Annotated in this window: 20 protein-coding genes and 2 pseudogenes; 19 read left to right on the plus strand and 3 right to left on the minus strand. The window is 65.5% G+C overall.

Annotation, left to right across the window (positions count from 1 at the left end; genetic code table 11):
* The 11 genes and pseudogenes from EH199_RS24825 to EH199_RS21040 all read left to right on the plus strand — a co-directional run.
* A partial coding sequence (locus tag EH199_RS24825; protein ID WP_223806828.1) for a hypothetical protein occupies positions 1 to 437 on the plus strand: 437 nt, incomplete at its 5' end.
* Positions 427 to 1,125, plus strand: a complete 699-nt coding sequence (locus EH199_RS20995) for a conjugal transfer protein TraW (protein WP_124811084.1) — start codon at positions 427 to 429, stop codon at positions 1,123 to 1,125. The genes EH199_RS24825 and EH199_RS20995, both read left to right, overlap by 11 nt.
* Positions 1,122 to 2,138, plus strand: a complete 1,017-nt coding sequence (locus EH199_RS21000) for a TraU family protein (RefSeq protein WP_124811085.1) — start codon at positions 1,122 to 1,124, stop codon at positions 2,136 to 2,138. Before EH199_RS20995 ends, EH199_RS21000 begins: the two co-directional genes overlap by 4 nt.
* 251 nt (positions 2,139 to 2,389) lie before the next feature.
* Positions 2,390 to 4,246, plus strand: a pseudogene (locus EH199_RS21005) (hypothetical protein).
* Positions 4,243 to 5,367: a conjugal transfer protein TraN gene (traN, locus tag EH199_RS21010; RefSeq protein ID WP_124811086.1), complete on the plus strand. Its 1,125-nt coding sequence runs from the start codon at positions 4,243 to 4,245 to the stop codon at positions 5,365 to 5,367. Before EH199_RS21005 ends, traN begins: the two are co-directional and overlap by 4 nt.
* On the plus strand, positions 5,339 to 6,220 hold the full coding sequence (locus EH199_RS21015; protein WP_124811087.1) for a type-F conjugative transfer system pilin assembly protein TrbC: 882 nt from the start codon (positions 5,339 to 5,341) through the stop codon (positions 6,218 to 6,220). Before traN ends, EH199_RS21015 begins: the two co-directional genes overlap by 29 nt.
* Positions 6,192 to 6,797, plus strand: a complete 606-nt coding sequence (locus EH199_RS21020; protein ID WP_124811088.1) for a S26 family signal peptidase — start codon at positions 6,192 to 6,194, stop codon at positions 6,795 to 6,797. The genes EH199_RS21015 and EH199_RS21020 overlap by 29 nt, the downstream gene beginning before the upstream one ends.
* Positions 6,794 to 7,687: a conjugal transfer protein TraF gene (locus EH199_RS21025; protein WP_124811089.1), complete on the plus strand. Its 894-nt coding sequence runs from the start codon at positions 6,794 to 6,796 to the stop codon at positions 7,685 to 7,687. The genes EH199_RS21020 and EH199_RS21025 overlap by 4 nt, the downstream gene beginning before the upstream one ends.
* A complete protein-coding gene (locus tag EH199_RS21030; protein WP_124811101.1) occupies positions 7,687 to 8,262 on the plus strand; it encodes a hypothetical protein in 576 nt (191 codons plus the stop codon). The genes EH199_RS21025 and EH199_RS21030 overlap by 1 nt, the downstream gene beginning before the upstream one ends.
* A gap of 53 nt (positions 8,263 to 8,315) precedes the next feature.
* The gene (locus EH199_RS21035; RefSeq protein WP_124811090.1) at positions 8,316 to 9,740 is read left to right on the plus strand and encodes a conjugal transfer protein TraH; all 1,425 of its coding nucleotides are present in this window, start codon (positions 8,316 to 8,318) and stop codon (positions 9,738 to 9,740) included.
* A 12-nt stretch (positions 9,741 to 9,752) separates the two neighbouring features.
* Positions 9,753 to 13,520: a conjugal transfer protein TraG N-terminal domain-containing protein gene (locus EH199_RS21040; protein ID WP_124811091.1), complete on the plus strand. Its 3,768-nt coding sequence runs from the start codon at positions 9,753 to 9,755 to the stop codon at positions 13,518 to 13,520.
* On the opposite strand, the gene EH199_RS21045 is transcribed toward EH199_RS21040, so the two are convergent.
* Positions 13,517 to 13,993 (minus strand): hypothetical protein, encoded by a 477-nt coding sequence (locus tag EH199_RS21045; RefSeq protein WP_124811092.1) that lies wholly within the window; start codon positions 13,991 to 13,993, stop codon positions 13,517 to 13,519. The genes EH199_RS21040 and EH199_RS21045 overlap by 4 nt on opposite strands.
* Before the next feature lie 116 nt (positions 13,994 to 14,109).
* On the opposite strand from EH199_RS21045, the gene EH199_RS21050 reads away from it, so the two are divergent.
* The 3 genes from EH199_RS21050 (at position 14,110) to EH199_RS21060 (ending at position 16,242) form a co-directional block, all read left to right on the plus strand.
* Complete coding sequence (locus tag EH199_RS21050) at positions 14,110 to 14,745, plus strand: hypothetical protein (RefSeq protein ID WP_124811093.1); 636 nt, start codon at positions 14,110 to 14,112, stop codon at positions 14,743 to 14,745.
* 6 nt (positions 14,746 to 14,751) lie between these two features.
* Entirely contained in the window at positions 14,752 to 15,312 is a 561-nt protein-coding gene (locus EH199_RS21055) for an RES family NAD+ phosphorylase (protein ID WP_124811094.1), read from the plus strand.
* Positions 15,313 to 15,516: 204 nt separating this feature from the next.
* Entirely contained in the window at positions 15,517 to 16,242 is a 726-nt protein-coding gene (locus tag EH199_RS21060; protein ID WP_124811095.1) for a hypothetical protein, read from the plus strand.
* A 51-nt stretch (positions 16,243 to 16,293) separates the two neighbouring features.
* Here the strand turns inward: EH199_RS21060 and EH199_RS21065 are convergent, their stop codons facing one another.
* Positions 16,294 to 17,067, minus strand: a complete 774-nt coding sequence (locus EH199_RS21065) for an SDR family oxidoreductase (RefSeq protein WP_124811096.1) — start codon at positions 17,065 to 17,067, stop codon at positions 16,294 to 16,296.
* A gap of 111 nt (positions 17,068 to 17,178) precedes the next feature.
* On the opposite strand from EH199_RS21065, the gene EH199_RS21070 reads away from it, so the two are divergent.
* The 5 genes from EH199_RS21070 to EH199_RS21090 all read left to right on the plus strand — a co-directional run bounded on the left by EH199_RS21070 (position 17,179) and on the right by EH199_RS21090 (position 23,526).
* Positions 17,179 to 18,084, plus strand: a complete 906-nt coding sequence (locus tag EH199_RS21070) for a LysR family transcriptional regulator (RefSeq protein WP_124811097.1) — start codon at positions 17,179 to 17,181, stop codon at positions 18,082 to 18,084.
* A gap of 78 nt (positions 18,085 to 18,162) precedes the next feature.
* Positions 18,163 to 18,846 (plus strand): response regulator transcription factor, encoded by a 684-nt coding sequence (locus tag EH199_RS21075; protein WP_124811098.1) that lies wholly within the window; start codon positions 18,163 to 18,165, stop codon positions 18,844 to 18,846.
* Positions 18,843 to 20,213: a HAMP domain-containing sensor histidine kinase gene (locus EH199_RS21080; protein WP_223806829.1), complete on the plus strand. Its 1,371-nt coding sequence runs from the start codon at positions 18,843 to 18,845 to the stop codon at positions 20,211 to 20,213. Before EH199_RS21075 ends, EH199_RS21080 begins: the two co-directional genes overlap by 4 nt.
* 143 nt (positions 20,214 to 20,356) lie before the next feature.
* A complete protein-coding gene (locus tag EH199_RS21085; protein ID WP_124811099.1) occupies positions 20,357 to 21,058 on the plus strand; it encodes a phosphatase PAP2 family protein in 702 nt (233 codons plus the stop codon).
* Positions 21,059 to 21,102: 44 nt separating this feature from the next.
* On the plus strand, positions 21,103 to 23,526 hold the full coding sequence (locus EH199_RS21090; protein ID WP_124811100.1) for a TonB-dependent receptor: 2,424 nt from the start codon (positions 21,103 to 21,105) through the stop codon (positions 23,524 to 23,526).
* Between the two features lie 78 nt (positions 23,527 to 23,604).
* On the opposite strand, the pseudogene EH199_RS21095 reads toward EH199_RS21090, so the two are convergent.
* A pseudogene (locus EH199_RS21095) lies at positions 23,605 to 23,714 on the minus strand (IS630 family transposase); the annotation flags it as partial.

Below are 23,714 nucleotides of genomic sequence, written 5' to 3' on the forward strand. Positions count from 1 at the left end.
CACACACCGCGGAAACCATCTTGGCCAGCGGTCACGTGCGACCGCACCGAAAGGCCGGACATATGGAAGCAAGCGATCCGATCAAATTTTCCGTTCAGCCCTTGCAAGAGGGAGCCGTCCACATATGCGACTGGTCTACTGCTGCTCAGTCTTTCGGCCGGCTCCGCGAAGCTGATGAGCCGCCTGCGGCGGTGGAGGCGGCGATGAACGGGCTCACCTCGTCAACCCCGTCGCCCTCGGCGATCCGGCTCACGATAAGCGGCTTCCTGCTGCTGCTCGTCCAGAGCGGGCTCCTGCTGATGTCGCCCTCGCTCGGCTCGGAGAATGGCCTGCTGATCTGGATCCTCACGCCCCTGGCTGCCGCGGCCTTCCTCGCCGCCCTGATCGGCATTCCCGAGCCGCCTGAAGCGCATTGGAGGCAGCGTCATGGGCGGTAGTCTTGTCGGCGGGATTCGCCGCGGCCCCATCGTGGCCATCCTCTCCATTCTGGCCGGTGGCAGTGCCTTGGCAGCGGCCGGCACGATGGCGCTCGCCACTCCCACCGGCTCGATCGCCTCTCGCAGCACGATCGGCCGGACATGGCCGATCGCCGAGCCCGACGCTCTGGCCGAGATCGAAGCCAAGGTTGCGACGCTGCCCAGCGAAATGGGCAAGGCGTTCGGCCCGCGGAACAGCTGGAGCGCACTCAAGGCCGCACCGCTCGGGATCGCCAGCGCGGACCGTGTGCGCAGCGTCGTCCCCTTCTACACGCTCGACTTCGACATCACGCTACCCGACGGGAAGACGCTCTACCCCAAGGGCTTCACCTTCAATCCCCTGACTTATGTGAAGCTGCCGCAGCGCCTCGTCGTCGTGCACCCGCGCGACCTTGGCTGGGCGCTCCACAACGCACGATCCAGCGACTTCATCCTGCTCTCGGCGCTCGGCAGTCAGAATGGCGATGCGATCGACCTGTCCGAAAAGACCGGGCGGCCGATCTACATTCTCGAGGAACGGGTCAAGCAGCGGCTCGGGCTGACGGTGGCGCCGGTCATCGTCGAGCAGTCGGGCACGCGCCTCGTGCTGACCGAATACGGGCCCAAGAGCCGGGCGATCTCGACCGCATCGAAAAGGGCCGCGCGATGATCGGCCGTCTCCCCGTGTTCATGGTCGGACTGCTGATCGGTCTCGTGATGACGCTTGCTCTTCCGGGCCAGGCCCACGCCTCCAAGTGCGAGGCGGGCACCGTCTTCAACCCCATCACCAAGGTGCGCTGGACCTGCATCTTCCCGATCACGATCGGCGGCATCCGGGTGGGGAGCTTCGACAAGCTCGACAAGGCGCTCGACGCGCAATCCTCTTCGAAGCCGCTTTGCGCCTGCCGCAAGGGCCTCCAGTTCTGGTTCGGGGTCAAGGTGTCCTACTGGTCGCCGAACCGCATGGTCGATGTCGTGACCGAACCGGGGTGCATGATGGCACTCGGCGCCGATCTCATGCCGACCGGCGGCAAGCTGCAGGGCAGCCAGTCGTCGATTTCTGACGGGACGAACACCCGGAAGGTGTTCGCGCAGATGCACTATTACATTGCGCCGGTCTGGGCGATGCTCGACATGTTCACGGACCTGCCATGCCTCGAAAATGATGGCTTCGATGTCGCCATGATGACCGAGGTGCTGCCGACCTGGCAGTCGGGTACGCTGGGCGCGATCATCCAGCCCGAAGGTATCTTGTTCGGAAACCCCGCCGCCGGCCTCGCCTGCATGGGCGACAGCGCGGCGGCGGCCGCCGGCAAGGTCATCGACCCGCTCTTCTGGTGCATGGGGAGCTGGGGCGCGACCTATCCGATCGCCGGCGACATCCATTTCGACGACAGTGTCGAGGCCTGGGCGGGGCTTGCCGCACGCGGTGTCTTCATGATGGGTCGCCTGGGCGCGCTCACCATCAGCTCGGCCGACGGTTGCTCGTTCGTGCCCCAGCCCGTCTGGACCAAGTCGCGCTACAAGCTCCAGATCATGGAGCCCGTGAAGGGCGGCAAGTGCGTCAATATCGGCAGGCCTGGTTCACTCTGGTCCTCGGCCAAACATGCCCCGGGCAAGGACAATGCCCAGTTCATGCTCTTCGAGAAGGTGATCTGCTGCGCCGGGATACCGGTGCCATGACAGACACGCATCCCCCTGTTCCCGCGCAAGACGGCCGTCCATTCCGGAGGTCTGTCCGCCAAGGCCGCTACGGTCGAGGGCCGCTGCGTGGGACCGGAGCGGCGCTGCCGCGCCTCCCTGGCGGCGTCGCTCCACCCCCGGCCAGCGCGGCCGCAATGCCCCCTCGAGGGAACAAGCGTATCCTCTCCGCCTGTTCCATCGTAGCGGTCGCGCTGGCCCGTCCTCTGGCATCGGTCGCCGCGGCCCAGTCCATGGAGGATCGAGCGCGGGCGGCTGCGAATGCCTCGCGCGCCAAGACAAGCGACAGCGATGCGCTCCAGCAGAATTATGTGACGCCAGCGCTCGCGGGCCAGTCGATCTCAACCGTCGACAACAGCCGGACCTTTGCGCCGAATATCGCGTGCCAGAAGACGGCGACGATGCTCGAGGTGCTGGTCCAGCCTTCCGGCACGGGTGATCTCGGCACGGTCACCATCGCCCGCGATACCGATCTCGACGGGACGGTCGACAGCACCTCCAAGCTGCCGGTTCCGGTGTCGGGGATCTGCGCCAATGGCGTGGTGTCCTGCCAGCCCGGCAGCTGGAATGGCTGCAGCTTCTACCGCTGGGATGTCGATGAGCGACGAGCCCTGACGCTGACGGCGGTGGACATGCCCAGGCTCGCCGGCTGCTACTGCATCAACAACAGCTGCGGCGCCAATCTCGCCTGGGGCAATATGCCCTCGGTGCTGCGCGATCTGGGCGGCGGCATGATCGGCGCGCTGACGACCGCCGATCCGCGTTACGGTGTGGCCGAGGCGGTGATCGACGGTCCCGCCATCCGCTATGTCGGCGCGCATTCGACCGCCTGCTCATCCAATCCCGGCCTGCCCCAGACCGCCTATCGCTCCAATCCCGCGACCATCGCCTCCGACGCCTACGCGGCCTCGACGGGCAGTGGCGTGTTCCAGGCGCTCAAGGGGTCCGCGATCGGAACGGGCACATCGCTCCAGTACCGGCATTGCACGATCGAGCGGCGGGTGACGGTGCTCAAGCCTGCCGCCGAAGAAATCATCAGCCGGACCTCGGGCGGCTATTCGACGATTCAGAACGGATCCTCGTTCGATTTTCTGATGGGCTCGCCCGCGGACAACAGCCTGGCCGGCGGGAGTTGCACGCTCATCGATTTCCGGATGGCGTTGCATGTTACCGATCCCGATCGGATCGTTGACGCGCGCCTCACCGAATTCTTTGCCGACGACTGGGGACAGGTCCGCATCGATGGGCAGCTGGTCGGATCGGGGCCCTCACCCTGGACGTCGACGGGTCTGCCGCCTTCGAAATGCGAGCTCAAGAAGACCTTCTATGCCTTTCCCAATCTCGATCTGAAGCCCTGGCTCACCGCCGGCGATCACGAGGTCTGGCTTCGCGTCGCGGTCGCTGAAGGCGGCGAAGGCTTTGCGCAGTTTCATGTCGATGTCGACAATAGCTGCAAGACGCTGGAGCAGCTGGTCGACGGATGTGGTTCGACCGCGTCGGACCCGCAATGCAAGCTCGACACCGAGCTGGTCGACGGCGTCCAGACCTGAATCAATGGCGTCGCCACGGGCCTGAAGCCCCTGCCCCAGACCCGCATTCTCGGCGGCCCCGCCTGCCCCACCGACCTCACCCGCGACTTCTTCCTCAAGGATCGCACCTATCGCTGTTCGGTCGATGATGTCGCCAGGCCCGACACGAGCCGCGGCACCTACATCATCGACCATTCGACCGAGACGATGTTGGCCGACCGGTCGCGACAGAGCGATGGCAGCTTTGCCAGCACCACGCGCCCCTTCAGCCTGCCCGATCGTGGCTCGGTGCCGGCATGCGAGCCCGTGTGCAAGACGCGGGCGCCCAAGGCGAACAGCGACGCCGCACCCGATGGCGTGGTCGGCGCCAAGCAGAACGTGCCCACCGGCTACGACACCTTCTTCCACGCCTGCACCGCCGGGAATCACTGTCCCGCAGGGCCGGGCGAGGAAGTGGTTCAGGCATGCGGCTGCCTTGATGATTTTCCCGAAGCTGTCGTGATGATGCAGACGGTTCGCCTCGCCGGCGCGGACATGGTCTGCACGGGGAGCGTGCAATGATCGGCTTCGCCACAAAGAGGCGCCGGCGCCTGGATCTTCGCGGCGCCGCGCTTGGACTGGTGCTCGGCATGGGGCTGACCGTCGCCTGCCCGAGCATCGCCAGCGCGCAGCAAATCTGTGCAGCGGACCTCAACAACAATGGCGATGCGGCGGACGAAGGCGAGCAGGCGAGCTGCCTCGCCACGACCAGCGGCGCCTGGCTCTGCCCGATCCAGCAGGTCGACTGCGTGGCGGATGCTGTTGGGCAATATAGCTGCCCAGTCGGCGCCCAGTACGCGTGCGTCGTGAAGAGCACCGGCGGGCCACCCGCCTGCTCGCCCAATCAGTGCGCCGACCTTGCGACCAACCCGATCGTCGAAGAGCCGCCGATGGATGATCCGGGCACCGAGCCCAATGGCGCCATCGACGCTGACGGCAACTGCCTCGGGCAGATCGAGATCTTCTCAGGGCGTGGCATGCGTTGCCGGCCTCCCGGGCTTTCGACCACCTTTTCCAATTGCTGCAAGGATAAGGGCAAGATCGTCAAGGACGGCATGGGCTCGTCTATCGGCTCGATCGGCACCAAGATTGCGGTCGCCAAGGGCGTATTCACCGGAATGAAGGCGGCCTATGTCGCCTTCAAGGCGGGCGCCACGGCAAGCGAGGCGGCGAGTGCCGGCGCCCATGCGCTGATCGTGGGGCTCGACCCAACCTCGCTCGCGGTCAGCCTCGCCATCAATTTCATGATGGAGTTCCTGTTCGCCGGTTGCGACAGCCAAGACATGGAAGCCGCCATGCTCCGCTCGTCGGGCATGTGCCATGAGATCGGCAGCTACTGCACCTCGAGTTTCCTCGGGCTTTGCCTGCAGAAAGCCCGCGGCAACTGCTGCTTCAACACGAAGCTCGGCCGGATCATCCAGGAGCAGGGTCGACCGCAGCTCAAGGCTTTCAACGGCAATCTCTGGGGCACGGCCAAAAAGCCAATGTGCCGGGGGTTCACACCGGAAGAGTTCCAGGCGCTCGACTTCAGCAAGATCGATCTCTCGGAATATTACGCCGACATCGAGGCCCGCGCCCAATCCGACATCCGACAAGACATGGGGGAGCGCGTCAATGCGTATCTCAAAGCCGTCAATCCGTAACGCGGCGCTTATCTTGGCTGTGGGTGCGGCAACCGCCGCGCTTGCGCAGGATGCCACGCGTGATGCCCCTTCAGGCAACGCCCGGCAATCTACTACCGATCAAGGCCAGACGGTCATGGACCGGCTCGGACGCGCGATAAAGAGCGGCGAGGACGCCGCTGGACGCGCGCCGGATCCGCGACTGCCGCGCACCGACAACCCCGCCGATCGTCGGCGCGCCTTCGAAGCCTTGAGGGGCCGGACGTCGATGCCGGAGATGGAGGCACGGGCCCGTGCCGCACAGGCCAAGGGCGAGGCCAGCCTTGCCGCCGAGCGCGAGCGACAGGCCAAGGCGCTCCGCCAGGCTCTCGGGCTCGAACCCGCCGAGGAACAGGCGCTTGCCAAGGCCGCGCCGGCCGTTGCGGCAAAAGGCTGGGTGCCGGTGCTCTTCGTTTCCTCGTCCATGCCGATCCCGACGCTGCGCAGCTATGCAGTTCAGCTCGAGCGGGTGCACGGGGTGATGGCCTTTCGCGGCGTGCCGGGCGGTCTCAAAAGGATGGGCCCCATGGCGAAGCTGACCGCGCAGATCCTCCGGCTCGAGTCCGATTGCGAGGGACCGAACTGCGTGATGCGCGACGTCCAGCTGATCGTCGATCCGATTGTCTTCCGCCAGCACGGTATCGCCCAGGTTCCCGCACTCGCGATGATCCCGGGCGATCCCACCCAGGCCTATTGCGAGCGCGACGACGACAGCCCCCGCGCAGCCCACGTCGTCTTCGGCGACAGCGCGCTTTCCGGAATGCTCGAAGAATATGCCCGCCTCGGCGGGAAAGAGGAGGTTGCCCATGCTCAGGCTCTTCTGGTTGCTCGCTAGGTCGATTGCCGGTCTCTGGCCGCGTCTGCGCCGTCTGCCGCGCAAGGCAGCGATGGCGCTGGGCGCCCCCGGCGCCGATCAACACGCCCGGCCGGACCGCCTCTGGCGCGCCATGCTGGTGGTGGTGCCACTGGCGCTGCTCGCGGCGCTGGTGATGCCGCAGGTGACGCTGGTCATGTCCCCGTCGATCGAGGCCTTCGCCGTGCGCAAGAGCCCGGGACCGATTGCCCGCGGCGACTATGTGATGTTCACGTTGCATCACCCGATCGCCGGGCCAAAGCCGGTCTCCGTCACCAAGCATGCGCTGTGCCTGCCCGGCGATCGGCTGACCATGTTCGAGACCCCCTCGCCGCTCGTCTCGAACAGCTGGGACGGTCACTATTACTGCAACGGGACGCTGCTCGGCGTGAGCCTGCCTCAGGCCCATAATGGACTGAAGCTCACCCATATGACGTGGAGCGGGATCATTCCCGCCGGCATGGCCTATGTCGGCTCGCCCCACCCGCGCGGGTTCGACAGTCGCTATTTCGGTCTGCTGCCGATCGCGAGCCTCGTGCGGATGGAGCGCATACTGTGAGCGCGCGGCGGCTGATCGTCGCGGCAGCGACGTGCATCGTAGTGGCCTCGGCTCCGCTCAGTGCTCAGACGGGCAACCAGAGCCAAGGGCAGCGCCAGGGCTATTGGTGGTACGAGGTACCCAAGCCAAAGGCCGAAGAGAAAGCCGAGCCGGACGAACTGACAAAGCCCGTTATCCCGCCGATGGCCGAGCTGGCCACCTGGACACCGCCGAAGATCCGCAAGCTTATCGAGGCGCAGCGCGACTATGCGGCGACCGTGCTGACGGTCGATGCGGTTGCCGATTTCTGGCGGCTCCAGGATTTCGCGCGGCGTAAGGCACGCGCATTCGCCGGCGTGACGCAGATCGCGATGCTTCAGCATCCCGAGCTCAACTCGAAATCCGCAAACCCGATGGTCGGCGATGCCCGATCCGAGATGTCGGCGGAGAAGGATGCGATCCGCCGGTCCTACCTCCGCGCGCAGGCCAACGAATTTGCGCTCGTCATGTTCTCGCGTTCGTCCTGTGGCTATTGCCGGGTGCAGTGGCCGATCATCGAGCGGTTCCAGGAAGAGATGGGCTGGCAGGTCACGCTTCTCGACCTCGACAAGCGGCCGGACCTCAGCGCGCGCTTCGGGGTGGAGATCACCCCCACGACGATGCTGATCCGACGCGGCAGCCAGCAGCGCATGATCATAGCCACGGGCGTCGAGGCATACCCTAACCTCGCGCAAATGGCCTATCAGGCGGTGCGCCTGCTGCGGGGTGACATCCGGCCCGAGCAGTTCATGACCGGGCCGGGCGAAGATGCCGGCTTCTTCGATGCGCTGGGCAATGGCCCGGTGTCCGCGACCGACCCCCGTGCCCTCGGCGGCGACCTGGTCGACGCCTCGATAGGAGGCAAACCGTGATGCGCGCCCTCATTCTCCTTGGCATCCCCGGTCTGGTCATCGGCATGGGCTCCGCATCCGCTCAGACCGTCAGCCGAGAGGACGCGATGCGAGCGGCTATCCATCCGGTCGGCGACGCAAAGACGATGCAGGCCTGGCTTTCGCGGGTTCCACTGACACGCGAATTTCCGGATGACTTTACCGCCACGTTGAGAGGCCAGGGCGCAGCCTTCGTCATCGAAATGACGACAACGCCCGGCTGCGTGCCATGTGGCGATCTCTGGACCAAGCTGACGGCGCTCGGCGTGCGCTACGGCTGGCAGGTTCGCACGATCAGCGCACAGGAAGCCATGATCCGGTCGGGGCGCCTCGGTCTTCCGTGGGTCGGGCATCCCGTTGCATGGGTGCGGCCGGTCTCGGACGATAGCCGGGTCATACCCGTGGCGATCGGGACCGATCATGCACCCAATCTCGCTCGCAACCTCTATCTGGCCGCGAAAATGCTGACGGGCGTGAGACCCGCCGTCGGCGTCCGGGCCATGTCCAAGTTCACCGGCATCGTGGGGCTGCCGGCAACCCGAACCGGAAGGCGCTGAGCGATGGCGGCCTCAGCCTTTCCCCCCTCACCCTCGATTGTCCGGAGTCCGCCATGTCTGTCAGGCCTCGTGCAGCGCTCCGCGCGCTAATCGCCCTCTTTGTCGCCACGCTGTTCTCCGCTGCGCCCGCCCATGCGCAGAGCTGGGCGGAAAGCTGGTTCGACAATGTCACCTATACCTCGCCCGGTAGCTTCGAGGACCAGACCCGCGGCTATGTGACGGCGGGCGGCATGTCCGGCCGTGTCGACGTCCATAACGATTATCTGATGTCGGTGAGCCTGCCCAAGGTTCGTGCCGGCTGCGGCGGCATCGACATGTTCTTAGGCGGAATGAGCTTTCTCGATCCCGACTATCTCGTCCAGAAGCTCGAGAGCATTCTACAGGCCGCGCCCGCAGTCGCGTTTCAGTATCTCCTTGAAACACTTGACGAAAAGATGGGCAACATCATTTCGAAGATGGAAGCGGCGACCAACTTCCTGAACTCGATCCAGGTCAACGATTGCCGCCTCGCCAATCGCATGGTCCAGATCGCCAAGGGCGACGACAATATGTCCGGGATCATCGAGGAGATGACCGGCTACCGCTCAGTCAAGCAGGGCTTCGCCAAGAGCTACCAGCAGAGCCGCGAGAAGATCGAGGCGAACAACAACAATCCGACCGAGGATCTCAAGGACGCGCTCGCCAACTGCCCGGGGGAAGTGACCGAGATCTTCCGTACCGGCTCGCTGCTGTCGCACGCTGCCTCACGGGTCGGCGCGGGCGACTGGGCAAGTGTCATGCGTGCCCGGGTTGGCGATGTCTATATGCGCTGGGACGATGGCGACCGCGTGCCCCTGTTCACGGCGATCCCGCAATGTCCCGCGCAGGATACAGAGAGCGCGCAGGACTTCCTGACCGGCCGGGTCCAGCGCCGGACGCTCAATTTCCCGCCGACCCGCGCGGACTGCGGCCAGGACGGATCCGGGCGCGGCGCCCTCGTCCTCGCCCGCGAGCGCATGCAGTCGATCGCTACCAAGATCCGGACGCGGGCGGCGCTATCGGCCGACGAAAAGCAGTTCGTCGCCAATGTCCGCACCCTGCCGGTCTATCGCATGCTGGAATGGGGCGTGCGCCAGGGCGTCGTCGACTCCGTCATCGCCGACACCGACGAACTGGTGGCCCTCACCCTCGCCTATCAGATGCTGAACGACCTTACGCGGACGATCGATTTTACGGTCACCAATGCCGAGCGCGGCGCGACCGTCGCGGGCTCGGCCGACGGAAACAACAAGAACGTCTGCCAGACCCGAATCCTCTCCAAGGGAATTGAACAGCTACGCGACCTGAGGGACGAGGTGCTGCGGCAGCGCGCACAGATGCGCCAGAGCTACATGGCCGCCCTCAATCAGGCGAACCTTTCCACCAGCTACGCCGACCTCCTGCGCGAGCGCGATCGCGATGCACGCGACGCTGCCGGCGCGGCTGCCCGCAACCAGTAGGATCGAACGCCCATGCGCAGGCTCCTGAGGCTCTTTGCCGCCCTTCCCGCCCTGATGCTCGCGTCGCCCGCGCTGGCGGTCGAGACCAGCTTTCACACCTATGACGGGTTCGCCGAAACGGTCGATGCCTTCCGCCTCGTCTCGATGATCTTCGGCGATCCGCGCTACGAGACTCTGGTGATGATCGTCGCGACCGTCGGGATCGGTCTTGGCGCGATCATCGCCAGTGTCCGTGGGACCGGCATGGGCCTCGTCGCCTTTGGCTTCCAGATCCTGGTCGGCGTGGGACTTTTCGTCGGGCTGATCGCTACGACCGGCACCGTCCATGTCTATGACCGGGTGCGCAACGCCTATCAGCCGGTCGGCGGCGTCCCGAACCTCCTCGTCCTGGTTGCCGGCGCCACCAACATGATCGAGCGCGCGATGGTCGAGACGATCGACGACAACACGCTCGACCCCAACGCCAAGATCGAGTTCGGGGCCGGCGGCCACAGCTTCGACCTGTTCCTCAACGCCGTTTCGCCGCGCGGGCCCATGACCGACGTCTTCCTCGACGCGACGATCAAGGATTATGTCCGTCAATGTTATCCGGTCGCGCGTGTATCGGCCGCTTACGGCGTCGATGACGATCAGCTGTTCCGGACCTCGACCGATCTGCCGGCCTCGTTCGCGGCGATGGCCGGCCCCGCCACCTTCTCGACCGTCTACACCGAAGCCGACAAGGGCGGCACGACGGTGAGCTGCACAGATGCCTGGACGCATATCTCGGATCGCCTGTCCGACCCCGCGCTGTTCGACACGTACACCAATCAGATCTGCGCGCGGACGGGCTATGACACTGGCAATGCCCAGCAGATGCAGCGCTGCCGGCAGCAGCTTGGCGAGATGGGCCAGATGATGCTCGGACGGCCGCTCAGCGCGCAGGCTTTCCTGACCCACATCCTCCTTGGCAACACCGTTGGCGATGTGCTGTTCGAGGACTCTCCGGCAAGCGCGGCCAGGGTCATGGCCAACCGTGCGGTCATCTCCAATGGCCTCGCCACCATGTCGGTCGCGAACGAGTGGATGCCGACGATCCGCGCGACGGTGTTCGGGATCATGCTCTTCATGATTCCGATCGCGCTGCTGTTCATCCTGACGCCGATCAATCTGCGCGTCGCGAGCTTCGCGCTCGGCATGTTCGTCTTCGTGGCACTCTGGGGCGTGATCGACGCGGGCATCTACCAACTGACCCTAGGACGCGCGACCGCCACGCTGGCTGAACTCCGCTCAAACGCGCTGGCGGCCAACGCCTGGTTGCTCGCACCCTCCGCCGCCATGAAGGCGCTCGCGATCTTCGGCAGCTTCCGCACGGCGGCGGCAGGCCTCGCCGGCGCCTTCGTGTTCACCGTGTTCCGCTTCAGCGGCAATGTGTTCACGTCCCTTACCTCTGGTTCGCTTGGGATCGCTAGCCAGGCTACGGCGGCTGCGGCTCCGATGGGCACCGTCGAAGGGCGGTCCTCCGGGCTCGAGGCGCAGGCGTCTGCGATGGGCACCCGCTCCCGCGCGGCGGCAGCGTCGAGCTTCGGAGATTTCGGGGAGCGTTCGAACTTCAACGCCAACCGCACCTATGGCGAGGCCGGCCACATCCTCGGTGAGCGCCCGGGAACACCGGGCGGGACCGCCTTCGCGCTAGGCGGGATCGAGGGCTCACGCCAACTAGGTAGCCTCGCCCCTGCGCTGGGAGGCCGCGATCTGGCCGATCCGGCAGTCGCGCGCGCCGTTCAGGCCAACGCGGCCACGACGGCCATCCATCAGTTTGCCGAGAAGGATGCACTCAGAGGTCTGGGTACTGGTTATTTCGGCCAGGGCGAAGCTGGCGAAAAGGCGTTCGCCGCTTTCAGCCAAAACCTCGTCCAGTGGCGCGCCTTTGGCGATGGCCGAGCCTATGACATGATGCTGCAGGGGGCGACGCGGCACTTTGAGCGGGCCGGATATTCACCGGCCGATGCTCAGCTGAAGGCCTCGGGCGTAATCGGTGAGGCCCAGGCCGACCCGACTTTCGCCAAGTTGATCGCCAACACCTACGATCAGGAGCAATTGCTGCGCAACGACCTCACCTCCGCGCAGGTCCAGGTCGGCGCAATGGAGGGGCGCCGCGACTATGCCGGCGACAATGTCACCAGCGTCGAGCGCGCCAATGTCGCGACCGAGCAAGGCTGGCGCAGCGGCAGTAACCAGGGCCAGCGCGAAGCGGCGTCAATGCTCGGGCTTTCGGTCGATGAGACCGGGCGCCGGGTCGGGTTCATCAACGCACTCTCGGGTGAGGCGCGCAGCACCGCCGTCAGCCAGCTTGCTCGCGCCACCGGCAGGAACGAAGCCCAGGTGGTGGCAGCCGTTGAACGCTACAGCGCCGCCACGCAGCTCGGGACGGCAGATGGCGCGACCGCAGAAGCCGGCCGCGAAGGCACGAGCATCTATGGCCGCACCCGCGAGGCTGCCGGCTATGACTTCGCCGAGCGGTCGGGCAAACTCGACGCACAGCGTGAGGTTGGCACTGCAAGTACGCGCAGCGCGGCGCGGATCGGCGAGCAGCGCCGGCAGTCCGAGAATTTCGGGTTTGCCGAGGGCGCGGCGGCGGCCGGTGTCTCGACGCGTGACGCTGCGCGGCTCGACAGCTTCATCCAGGCACTCAGCCGAACGGCCGGAAACCAGGTCGATATGGCGGAAGGCGGCGCAGCAGGTATCGCTGATCGCGCGCGCAACGAGCGTCTGACCTCGATTGTCGACCGGGAGCGTCTCACCCGCATGCAGGGTTTGCTCGCGGAACATGGCATCAAGCTCTCGAAGCGTCAGCTCGCCATGGATCAGAATGGCGATCTGGGTCTCAACCTCACTCCTGCGACTGCGGCCGCCATGTGGAAGGCCGGCCTCATCAACGAGAGCCAGCTTGGCGCGATAGCCAATGGCGGCCATGCCCGCTTCAGCTTTGCGCACAATGACCTGCTGGTCTCCAGCGGAACGGATTTCAGCCGATCGGCGCGCAGCGACACCAGCACCCGGTTCGAGGCCGGCAAGCAGGCTGGTCCCGACACAATCGAGCATTTCATGGGCGGCGGTGCCGACGGCCAGGCCATGCTTGCGAATTGGCTGCGCGGCGGGTTCGAAATGGACCGAAAGGGTGATTGGCGCCTCAAACCGCAAGTTGCTGATACGCTCCAGCGTGACGTCCAAGCAATCATGGCCCAGACGGGATGGCAAAGGACGCTTTCGCGCTCCGCCCAGGATCAAACGACAATGGGCACGACTATTGACGTCGGGGTGGGACGCTCGGTGGAGATTTCTGATGGCAACGGACCAAGCGGAGGCGCTCCTGTGTCGGGGGGAAGAAGGCAAAATTCGAGCTCCGAATGGCAACGAAAGGGCCGGACAGGAGCCGGTCAGGCTTCGGCCGGTATCGGCTTCAACAGCCAGGATATGGGCAGCACTACAGAACATGCGCAATCGACAATGGATATCGTCAATTACGAAGTCCGGGAGTCCATTGCCGTTGCAGAGCGAGCAGCAGCTCGATCGGAGAATCCCGCGGCGGCATTCTCCCGCACGCTCTCTGACCGCATTCTCGGGCCCGAGGGCATGCGCAATCGTTATCTGCAGGACGCGGACGACGGACGCGCCACCTTCGACGCCACCGGTCCACTCACTTCACTGGAGCAGAATTCTGTGCTGTCGAAAGGGAGCTTCTCGACGGACATCAAGGGAAGTCCCGGTGACGGCGATAGCAGCTTCAAAAAGCGCTAATGATGCTTCCTGCGATTGGGGTCGATGTACCCCGGATTGTTCGGGTTCATCGGGTTGCCGATCCACAGGGAGCCAGAGCGTGGGTCCATAGGGTTCGACTGCGCGCGCCACCTTTCCATCGTCCGCGCTAGGTCACGTCTGCTGTGCTCAGCAAAGGAAGTCTCTGCTTCTTCATCAGAGAGTGGCAGACCGTCGGCTCGCCCGACGAAGCCATCAAGGCGTTCGCGAACGTATCCGACGCCGAGCACCATGAGCGCGGTCATCGGAAAGAAGAGAATATTCAGATACCCGGCAATCCCGCCACGGTAGAAAGAAGCTAATAGATCTATCTGGGTCGATACCGCCATGCCCGCCCACCAGACAGGAATGGTTGCCCACCAGAGCTTTGCGTACCACGGCTTCCAAAGCCAAGCAGACAGCTGCGAATTTGGTCCGCGGCCTCCCTGTTCCTGGTGATCGATGGCTTCGTCCATCGGGACTTCCTTTCAAACTGCTGATAGCACAACCGGCACCAATCGTCGTCGAAAAATCGGCATTCCACCTTGTCTTTTTTGTCCGCATCCCTATTGTCGAGACAGAAAGGACGCAGATGGCCAGCAATGCTTCCCTCGCCCGAACGGGTCGCCGATCGTCGGCTCATCCGATCATGTCGGCAACCGATACGCTCCGTCGAAAGGCCTTGGAGAAACTTACCCTGGCCATTGCCAAGGCTGTGGAGTCAGCAAGCGACGATACGCTGGCCGATATCGTGGGTTCGCACGACTTAAGACACGCGCTGGTGGTCGCCCCGCGAGACATAGCGCCGGAATCGCCTGCCGATCTTGAGGCTCTCAAGGCTGCGCGCGAAAGGACCGGCCACTTTCGGGAGGAGATGGCAGAGCGTGCCGGCGGCATGTTCGACCGCACTCATGTGGCAGAGATGCTCGGCGTCTCGGCCGCAGCGATCGACAAGCAACGTCAGCGCAAACGGATACTCGGCGTCCCTTATGGGACGGAAATCCGCTACCCCGCTGCCCAATTTGCCAATGGTGAAGTGCTGCCCGGCCTCAAGGCGGTGCTGGAGGGCTTTGCGGACATGAACCCTTGGGAGCAGTTGATGATGCTTACCACGCCGCTCGAAGGGTTCGGATCGCATCCCGAGACTGTCTTTCAGAAGCTCACCAAACGGCCTGAGCCCGGCGTCCTGAAGCGCCTCGCAAGTCTGACCGCAAGCTGGGCGGCCTGATCGTCAGTGGCATCCGTTCGGTTAAGCCGCATTGATGCAGGCGTTCGCCTTCATCGCATTCACCGCCCAAAGCATAGTGCCCTGTTCTTCGGGCCAGTCGGCGATGCACCGCATTTTCGGTACGACGCGCCAGATGGCAGCTTCAAAGTCCTCTATGTTGCGCGAACCCTTGAAACGGCATTCGGCGAAACGATCGTGCGAACGCCAGAAACCCTCTACGTGCTTTCCTCCATCGTCGAAACTCGAGTGCGAAGTGAGCTGGTAACGACCAGGGCACTCAAGCTCTATCCTCTGTTCGATGCCCGTGTCTCCGCGCATGGGCTGTCCTTCACCGATCTACACGGCGCCGATTATCTGCGAACCTGGGCACTCAGCGCGGAAATCCACTCGACAACTGGCGCGGACGGGATCCTCTATACATCCAGGTTCGACAATCGGCGCTGCTTCGCCCTCTTCGATAGAGCCTCAGACGGGATTGCGGAGACAACCATCACGGGCGTGGCGATCAGCGCGGCACATGCGACCGTCCTTGCCCATCACTTTGGAAAGCAATTTGTCGAGCCTTGAACCATTGCGCTCAGGGCACGCCTGAGGCTCCAATTAGCGGGCGCTGACCAGCGCACGATCGCCACGGCTCAAAGCTGGGGCGACGCGCTCGCGCCCGGACGCGCGCTGGCGATCGACCACAAGCCACACGATGAACCGGACCCGCGGTTCAACGCGATCGAAGCTGGCCTTTCGCCCTACGATTCCACGCAAGCGGACGCTGCCGTGCGGGCGACTACCGCCCCCGATGGCATCGGCGCGATCGCCGCCGCCTACCGCCCCCTGCTGGCCCGCCTGGACGCGATCCTGTGCGGCGCGCGCCGGGCAGCCTGTGGCGTATCCTCGCAACCGGCCGCGCTGGTGCCGGCAAAGGCCAATGGACGCCCCAAGTTGACCGGCGCGCTCGACCGGGCATCGACGGCGGCGCAGATCCTGCCGCTCGAATATGCCGAAGGCAAGCCGCTGCCCCAGGTTGGCTGGGGCGGTGCCAGCGCCGCCGACATCGGCCGCCTTTCGGCGTTTCACGCGCTCGAATTCCGGCTGCTTGCCCGTCCCCGCTATGTCGCCTCGGCGAACTTCGCCGGGCTGGCGCCGATCGTGCGCGAAGGGCTGACGGGCGAAGCCCGCGTCACGACGATTTCGGGACACGATACCAACGTCGCCAATCTCGGCGGGCTGCTGGACGTCCACTGGCAGGTGCCCGGCCTTGCCGCCGACGACCCCTCCCCCGGCGGCGCGCTGGTGCTGGAACGGTTGCGGGCGGCCGATGGCGCGCTGTTGGTGCGGGTGCGCTATCGCTCGCAATCGCTTTCACAGATTCGCAGCGCCGCGCCACTGACGGCCGGATCGCCTCCTTCGGCATCGATCCTGCCGATAGAGGGCTGCGAAGCGCGAGAGATCAAGGGATTGTGCCCGCTCGATCAGTTCCTGAAACGGATCGAAGCGCGTTAAGGGATCGTGCCGCAGCCGGGCGCCCATGGCCCCGGCTGCGGGCCCATCGCGCTACTTGGTGGTGTATCCGCCGTTCACCAGGATGGTCTGCCCCGTCATCCACCAGCCGTCCGAAACGAGGAAGCGGATGTGCGGCACAATGTCCCGGATGTCGGTGAGGCCGGTGTCGGTGAAGGGCGAAAGCGCCGCCGCGCTCTTGTGATAGGCCTGCGCATCGGCGCTTTCCTGGCCATAGAAGAACGGCGTGTCCATCGGGCCGGGACCGACCGCGTTGACCGAAATGCCGCGTTCGCCAAATTCCTTGGCCGCCGCACGGGTGAAGTGTTCGACCGGCGCCTTGGTGCCCGCATAAGTCGAATAGAACGGCGTGAACGCGCCGAGCAGCGAGGTGACCAGCGTGACGATCTTGCCGTGATCGTTGAGCGCGCGGCCCGCCTCCTTGATGAAGAAGAACGCGGACTTGGCGTTGATCGCGCTCATCGCGTCGTATTCCGCCTCGCTGATGTCCAGCACCGGCTTCTTCAGCACCTTGCCGACGGTGTTGATCGCGATGTCGGGCCGGCCGAACGCCGCGACGGCGTCCGCGAACAGCTTTTCGACCGCGCCCGCCGTAGTAAGATCGGCCCGGATAGCGAGGGCCTGCGCGCCCGCCGCTTCCACGGCCGCCACGGTTTCGCGCGCGGCCCCGGCGGTCTCCGCGCTGTTGTAATGGACAACGATCGCCCGCGCGCCCTGCGCGGCAAGATCACGGGCAATAAGGCCACCCAGGTTCTTGCCGCCTCCGGCGATGATGGCCGTTTTTCCCTTGATCGAATGGTCCGTCATTCTGGTCTCCCACGTCAATGTTCGCATGCATGATGCATGGCCCTGTGATACTTGCGGAAACTGCGGGATAAAGCTTGTAATCCTGGCATTATTAGCCAGAATTGACGAACAATGGATCGCGTCGATCTCTTCCGTATTTTTACGCGCGTGGCCGAGGCCGGCAGCTTCACGCACGCCGCGCACACGCTGGGCCTCCCACGCTCCTCGGTGTCGGCGGCCATTCAGGAGCTTGAGGCCCGGCTTGGCACGCGCCTGCTCAACCGGACGACACGGCGCGTCGCGCTGACCGCCGATGGCGAGGCGTTCTATGCCCGCGCACAAAACCTGCTTGCCGATTTCGAGGAGACCGAGGGGCTGTTCCGCCAGGCCGGCGCGACGCCGTCCGGGCGCATCCGCGTCGATCTGCCGGGGCGCGTGGGCCGGCTGATCGTGGCGCCGGCGCTGCCCGGATTTCTAGCCGCCTATCCCGGCATCGACATCGAACTCGGCGTGCGCGATCGCGCGGTGGACCTGGTGGAAGATGGCATCGATTGCGCGCTGCGCGTGGGGCCACTCGCCGATTCCGGCCTGATCGCGCGGCGGCTGGGCGAACTGGAACTCATCAACGTCGCCAGCCCCGGCTATCTTGCCGCGCACGGCACGCCCGAAACCCCGTCGGATCTCGACCGGCATCATGCCGTTGCCTACGCCTCCCCCACCACCGGACGGGTGGAGCCGTGGGAGTGGATCGATAACGGGCAGGTCCTGACTCGTTCCCTGCGCGCCCGGCTCACCGTCAACAGCGCCGAAGCGCTGATCGCCGGCGCGCTGGCCGGGTTGGGACTGATCCAGATCCCCGCCTATGACGTTGTGGACCACATCGCCGGGGGGAGGTTGATCGAAGTAATGCCGGAACACCGAGCCGAACCGTTGCCAGTCTCTCTGGTCTATCCGCACCGCCGTCAGCTTTCGCACCGGCTGCGGGCCTTCCTTGGCTGGCTCGTCCCCGTGCTGGAACAGGGGCTGCAACTGCGCTGACGCGCACGGGATTTCGCCACTCCGTCTCACAACAGTCACATCTCCATCGCAAAAGCCTTCCGAAAACAGGAGGCGGCCGTGCGTGTGCTGGTGGTGGAAGACGATGCCGTGATTGCCGATCACATCACGGCCTGCCTGGGCACGCTGGGCTACCGACCCGAGCGGGTTGCCTCGGGCGAGGACGCGCTCGCGGCGATCGAGCGCCAGCGCTTTTCGGGCATGGTTCTCGACCGGTTGCTGCCGGGCATCAGCGGCATCGAGGTGCTGGCGCGGCTGCGCGCCGAACGCAGGTTGCCCCCGGTGGTCATGCTCAGCGCCTTGGGCACCGTGAAGGACCGCATCGAAGGCCTCGCCGCCGGCGCCGACGACTATCTGGCCAAGCCGTTCGACATGGACGAACTGGTGGCGCGCCTCAACGCCGTGACCCGCCGCGCCGCGCCGACGCCCCCTTCCGACACGGGGCTGGCGGTCGGCAGGCTGAAGCTGGACCCCAGCAGCCATTCGGTGCTGTTCCTTGACCGCACCATCGAACTCAACCGCAAGCAGTTCTCGCTCCTTGCCCACCTGATGCGCTGCGCCGACCGGCTGGTGACGCGGGGGATGCTGCTCGAAAGCGTGTGGGGCTATGCCTTCACGCCCACCACCAACATCGTGGAAAGCAACATGAGCCGGCTGCGCGCGCGGCTGGAGGAACTGGGTTGCGATCCGATCGACACGCTGCGCGGCTCGGGATACGTGCTGCGTTCGGAGCGGTGCCGGTGATCGCATCGCCCGCCCGGCGCGCACCCGGACCGGGAAGGCTCGCCATCCAGTTCGGCGTGGCGTTCGCACTGGCCATGCTCGCCATGGGCGTGATCGTTTTCCTGGTGGCGGAGGAACGGATCGCCCAGCGCATCGACGATGCCTTGCAGGTTCACGTCACCAAGTTCCTGCGCCCCGTCGCCACGGGGCCGGCAACCGATGCCGATGTCATCGCCCGCATCCAGGAATGGCAGCGGCGCAAGATGCTGAGCGAGAGGACCTACCTGTTCTACGATGCCGCCGGCCGGCTCGTGGCGGGAAGGCTGGACCTGGCCGCGCCGCAACCGGGCTATTCGGACGTCACCTTCATGGGCGGCGGCAAGAAACCGCAAAAAGGGCGTGCGCTCGCCACCCGCCGGCCCGATGGCAGCCTGTTCGTGGTGGTCCAGCACAGCGAGGCCGCCGCGAGCCTGCGCGCCCTGCTGCCTTCGGTGGTCGCCGCGATCTTCGTTTCCGCCCTGCTGGTGGGGCTTGCCGCCACGATCCTGTTCGCGCGCCTGACCGCCCGGCGTCTGGCGGAAACGCAGGCGGCGGCGGACGCCATCGCGCAGGGCGACCTCACCCGTCGCATTCCGTCCGACCGGCTCGACGGGATGTTCGCGGTGCAGGCGGAAAGCCTCAACCGGATGCTCGACCGAATGGAGGACATGGTCAATGCGCAGCGCCAGTTCTCCAGCCATCTCGCGCATGACCTGCGCACGCCGCTAACGCGGCTGCGCGGGTTGCTGACGGCGGAAACGGCGGAGGCCGACCGGGTGCGCCTGCTCGAACGCGCCGAACGCGAATGCGCCTCGATCATCACCATCTTCGATGCCCTGCTCCGGCTCGCCGAGATCGAGACGGGGCGCCACCCCTCTGCCGTGCGCGACCTGCCGCTGCGCGACATGCTGGAAGACATCGCCGAAACGATGGAGCCGGTCATCGCCGATGCCGGCTGCGCGCTGGAACTCGGCCGGCTCGAACCGGTGCGGGTGCGCGGGGATGCGGACCTGTTCAACCAGATGATCGTCAACCTGCTGGAGAACGTGGTCACGCACACCCCCGCCGGCACGCGCGCGACGCTGTCGCTGGAACAGGCTGGCGAATCCGCCCTGATCGCGATCGACGATGACGGTCCGGGCCTGGCCGAAGGCGAGCGCGATCGCGTGCTGCTGCCGTTCGAGCGGGGCAAGGGGTCCGGGCTGCGCCGTGGCAGCGGACTGGGCCTTGCGATCACGCGAGCGATCGTGCGGTTCCATCAAGGGTCGCTGGAACTGGCGGACAACGCGCCGGGCCTGAAGGTCCGCATTCGCCTGCCCGCCCTTCCAGAGGCGGTCCCGGCCGCCTGAACGCTACATTCTAAATTTGCAATGTTGACGGTTTTGTGGCGCGCGACTCGCTGCCTGTCACCTTTCCGTCATGGACCCCGCCTAGCGCCCCTCTCGTGGCCTGCGGTTCGATCCGGACCGGGGCGCGACGAGGGAACATTCCAATGCCGGCCACCAGGCGCGTTCTGGCTGCATTCGCGGCCTTCCTTCTTGCACCCTGTGCTCCCGCCGGCGCGACGGCGGAGGCGACGCATTACCTCGACCCATCGGCCTTCGTGCCCGAACGCCTGCTGCCCCCGCCCCCGGTGGCGGGATCGGCACGCGAGAAGCGCGAACTGGATGAAGTGCGCCGGATCATCGCGGCGGCCAGCCCCGAACGACTCGAACAGGCGCGCTGGGATGGCGCACACGAGAACGCTTCCGCCTATAACGCGGTGGTCGGCCGCGATCTCGCCACGCTACCGCAGACGGCCGCGCTGCTCGACATCGTGACCGAGGAGACCGAAGGCGTGGTGGTCGTGGCGAAGGATCATTTCGCCCGCCTGCGCCCCTACGGCGCCGACCCTACCCTGCCGCATTGCGGGAAGAAGGACGCGACGGCGGCCCCGCGCTCCTATCCCAGCGGCCATGCCAGCATCGGCTATGCGCTGGCCTGGACGCTGGTGCGCCTGATGCCGGACCGCGCGCCCGCGATCCTCGCCCGCGCGGACGATTACGCGATGAGCCGCGCGGTCTGCGGCGTCCACTATCTGTCCGATCTCGAAGCCGGCCATGTCGTCGGCACGCTCGTCGCCGAAAGGCTCCTTGCCGATCCACGGCTTGCCGCGCGCATCGCCGCCGCGCGCGCCGAACTTTTCACGCACTGACCGCGCCAGCGGTCGATCCATCCGTTCCGAACCATGAGGGCATCATGACCAAGACCTACCACCGCGCGGCGCTGCTGGCCGCGACGAGCCTGCTCACCGCAACGCTGCCGGCGGCGGCCCGTGCTGCTGAAACCGCCGCCGAAACCGCCGACGCCGACGCAGCGGCCGCGGGTGCGGCGGAGGGCGAGCAGTCCACCAGCGCCAACCAGGCCGGGCAGGCCAACGACCGCCAGTCGCTGACCTCCTCCGACATCATCGTGATCGGCTCGAAAGCGGCGGAGGCCGCGCAGATCACCGCGTCGCTGACGACCACGCAGCCGCAGGCCGCCGTGGGCCGCGAATACATCGACAGCACCGTCTCTCCGACGGCGGACTTCAACGAACTGATCGCGATCACGCCCAGCGTCTCGATCAGCGGCAGCAGCAACGGCGCCGGCTTCAGCGAGACCAAGGCGACGATCCGCGGTTTCCAGGATGGCGACTACAACGTCACCTATGACTCGATCCCGTTTGCCGACACCAACAACCCCACCCACCATTCGACCGCGTTCTTCCCTTCGACCACGATCGAGACGGTGGTGGTCGATCGCGGCCCCGGCAACGCCAGCCAGCTCGGCCAGGCGACCTACGGCGGCAACATCAACATGTATTCGCGCGCGGTGAAGGACCAGATGGGCGGGCAGGTCGAAGGCCTGATCGGCAACTGGAACACGTTCATCGGCCGCGCCGAGTTCCAGTCGGGCGCGATCGACAAGCTGGGTGGCGCCAAGTTCATGCTTGGCGGCCAGTACCTCCAGTCCGACGGCGCGCTGACCTATTCGCCGGTCCAGTCGAAGAACCTGTTCGCCAAGGCGGTGGTCCCGATCGGGTCCTCGAACACGCTGACGCTGCTTTCGACCTGGAACCGCAATTACTACTACCAGTCCGACGTGCTGAAGGGCGCGACCTGTGGCACCGGCGGCACAGCCTTGCCGGCCGGAACCCAGCTTACCGCCGACAACTGCACGGCCGCCTCGCAGATCGGCCAATATGGCCGGAACTATGGTCTCGGCAACGATCCGACCAAGCAGGACTACTGGAGGTACAACCGCACCGACAAGACGACGGACTTCTCGTACATCCGCCTGCAGAGCGATCTGGGCAGCGGGTTCTCGATGGACAACCGTGCCTATATGTACGGGTACACCAACAACACGCTCTCGGGGAACACCGGCAGCGTGGTGACCGGTTTCGCGGGTGCGGGCACGGCAACCTCACCCTACAAGGCGGTAACCGCACCCTCAGCCGCGACCGATATTCTCGGATACGACAAGCTCAACAAGTACCGGGTGCTGGGCTACATCGGCCAGATCAACTACGACTTCTCGATGGGCAAGATCCGCCTTGGCGGCTGGTTCGAGCACGCCGCCACCGATCGCCATCTGCTCGACCTGGACCGGACCACGGGCCTGCCGAGCTACAACGAGAAGTTCGCCGACGGCACCGCCGCCAAGGCCAGCCTGCCTCCGATCTCGATCGCCAACGTCGGTTATCTCCAGCATTCCGACTGGAACCAGTACCAGCTTTTCGGCGAGTTCGAGTTCCGCCCGTTCGAGGCGCTGGCGATCACGCCGGGCGTGAAGTACGTCCACTTCAACCGCTCGATCACGGCAAGCGTCAACCAGAAGTCGCGCACGCCCATCGATACGTCGGCGACCTGGACCAAGGTGCTGCCCTTCGCCACGGTCAACTGGATGGTGCGCCCGAACTGGTCGTTCTATGGCCAGTACGCGCAGGGCATGTACGTGCCCGACCTGTCGAGCTTCTACACCGCGTCCGACAGCGCGACCAACCAGGCGATCCAGCAGCAGAACCTCGCCGCGCTGAAGCCGCAGACCTCGACCAACTATCAGGTCGGCACCGTCTGGCACGGCGAGAAGGTTTCGATCGACGTCGACGGCTATATCATCGACGTGAACAACAAGATCGCCAGCGACACCTCCGCCGGCGCGCCGACCAACGCGCTCGTGAACATCGGGCAGGTCCGCTACAAGGGCGTGGAAGGGCAGGTCAGCGTGATGCCGGTGCGCGGGCTGACGCTGTTCGCCAACGGATCGTACAACTACGCGCACAGCGTGACCACCGGCGCGCAGGTGGCCAAGGCGCCGTTCTCGACAGCCGCCGCCGGCTTCTTCTACAACCACAACGGCCTGCGGGTTTCGTTCACGCAGAAGTACACCGGCCCGCAATACGCCAGCGAATACAGCGGCTCGGGGCCACGCAACTACCGCATCAAGCCCTACAGCGTGGGCGATTTCGCGATCAGCCAGGAAATCGGTTCGCGCTTCCGCATCGGCGTGAACGTTTCCAACGTGTTCAACAGCCGCGCGATCACGGCGATCTCGAATGGCAAGACCTATGGCGTGGACGACCAGTTCAACTTCCTGCCGCCGCGCTCGTTCCTGCTCGACGTGCGCGTAAAGTACTGACGACGCGCGCCGCTTGTGGCGGTGGCCGGTATCTTCACGCCGGTCACCGCCGCCCCCTTTCATTAGAGCGGTTTCCATTCATTCCGGCTCATATCCGCAAGATTTGAAGTAATTGGCACATTCGGCAGGCTGGAAGATATCGACGAGCTTGCCGATCAGGTCCCACAGCCCATTGACGGTTCGCTCGC

This window comes from Novosphingobium sp. LASN5T (assembly GCF_003856955.1).
GTDB lineage: Bacteria > Pseudomonadota > Alphaproteobacteria > Sphingomonadales > Sphingomonadaceae > Novosphingobium.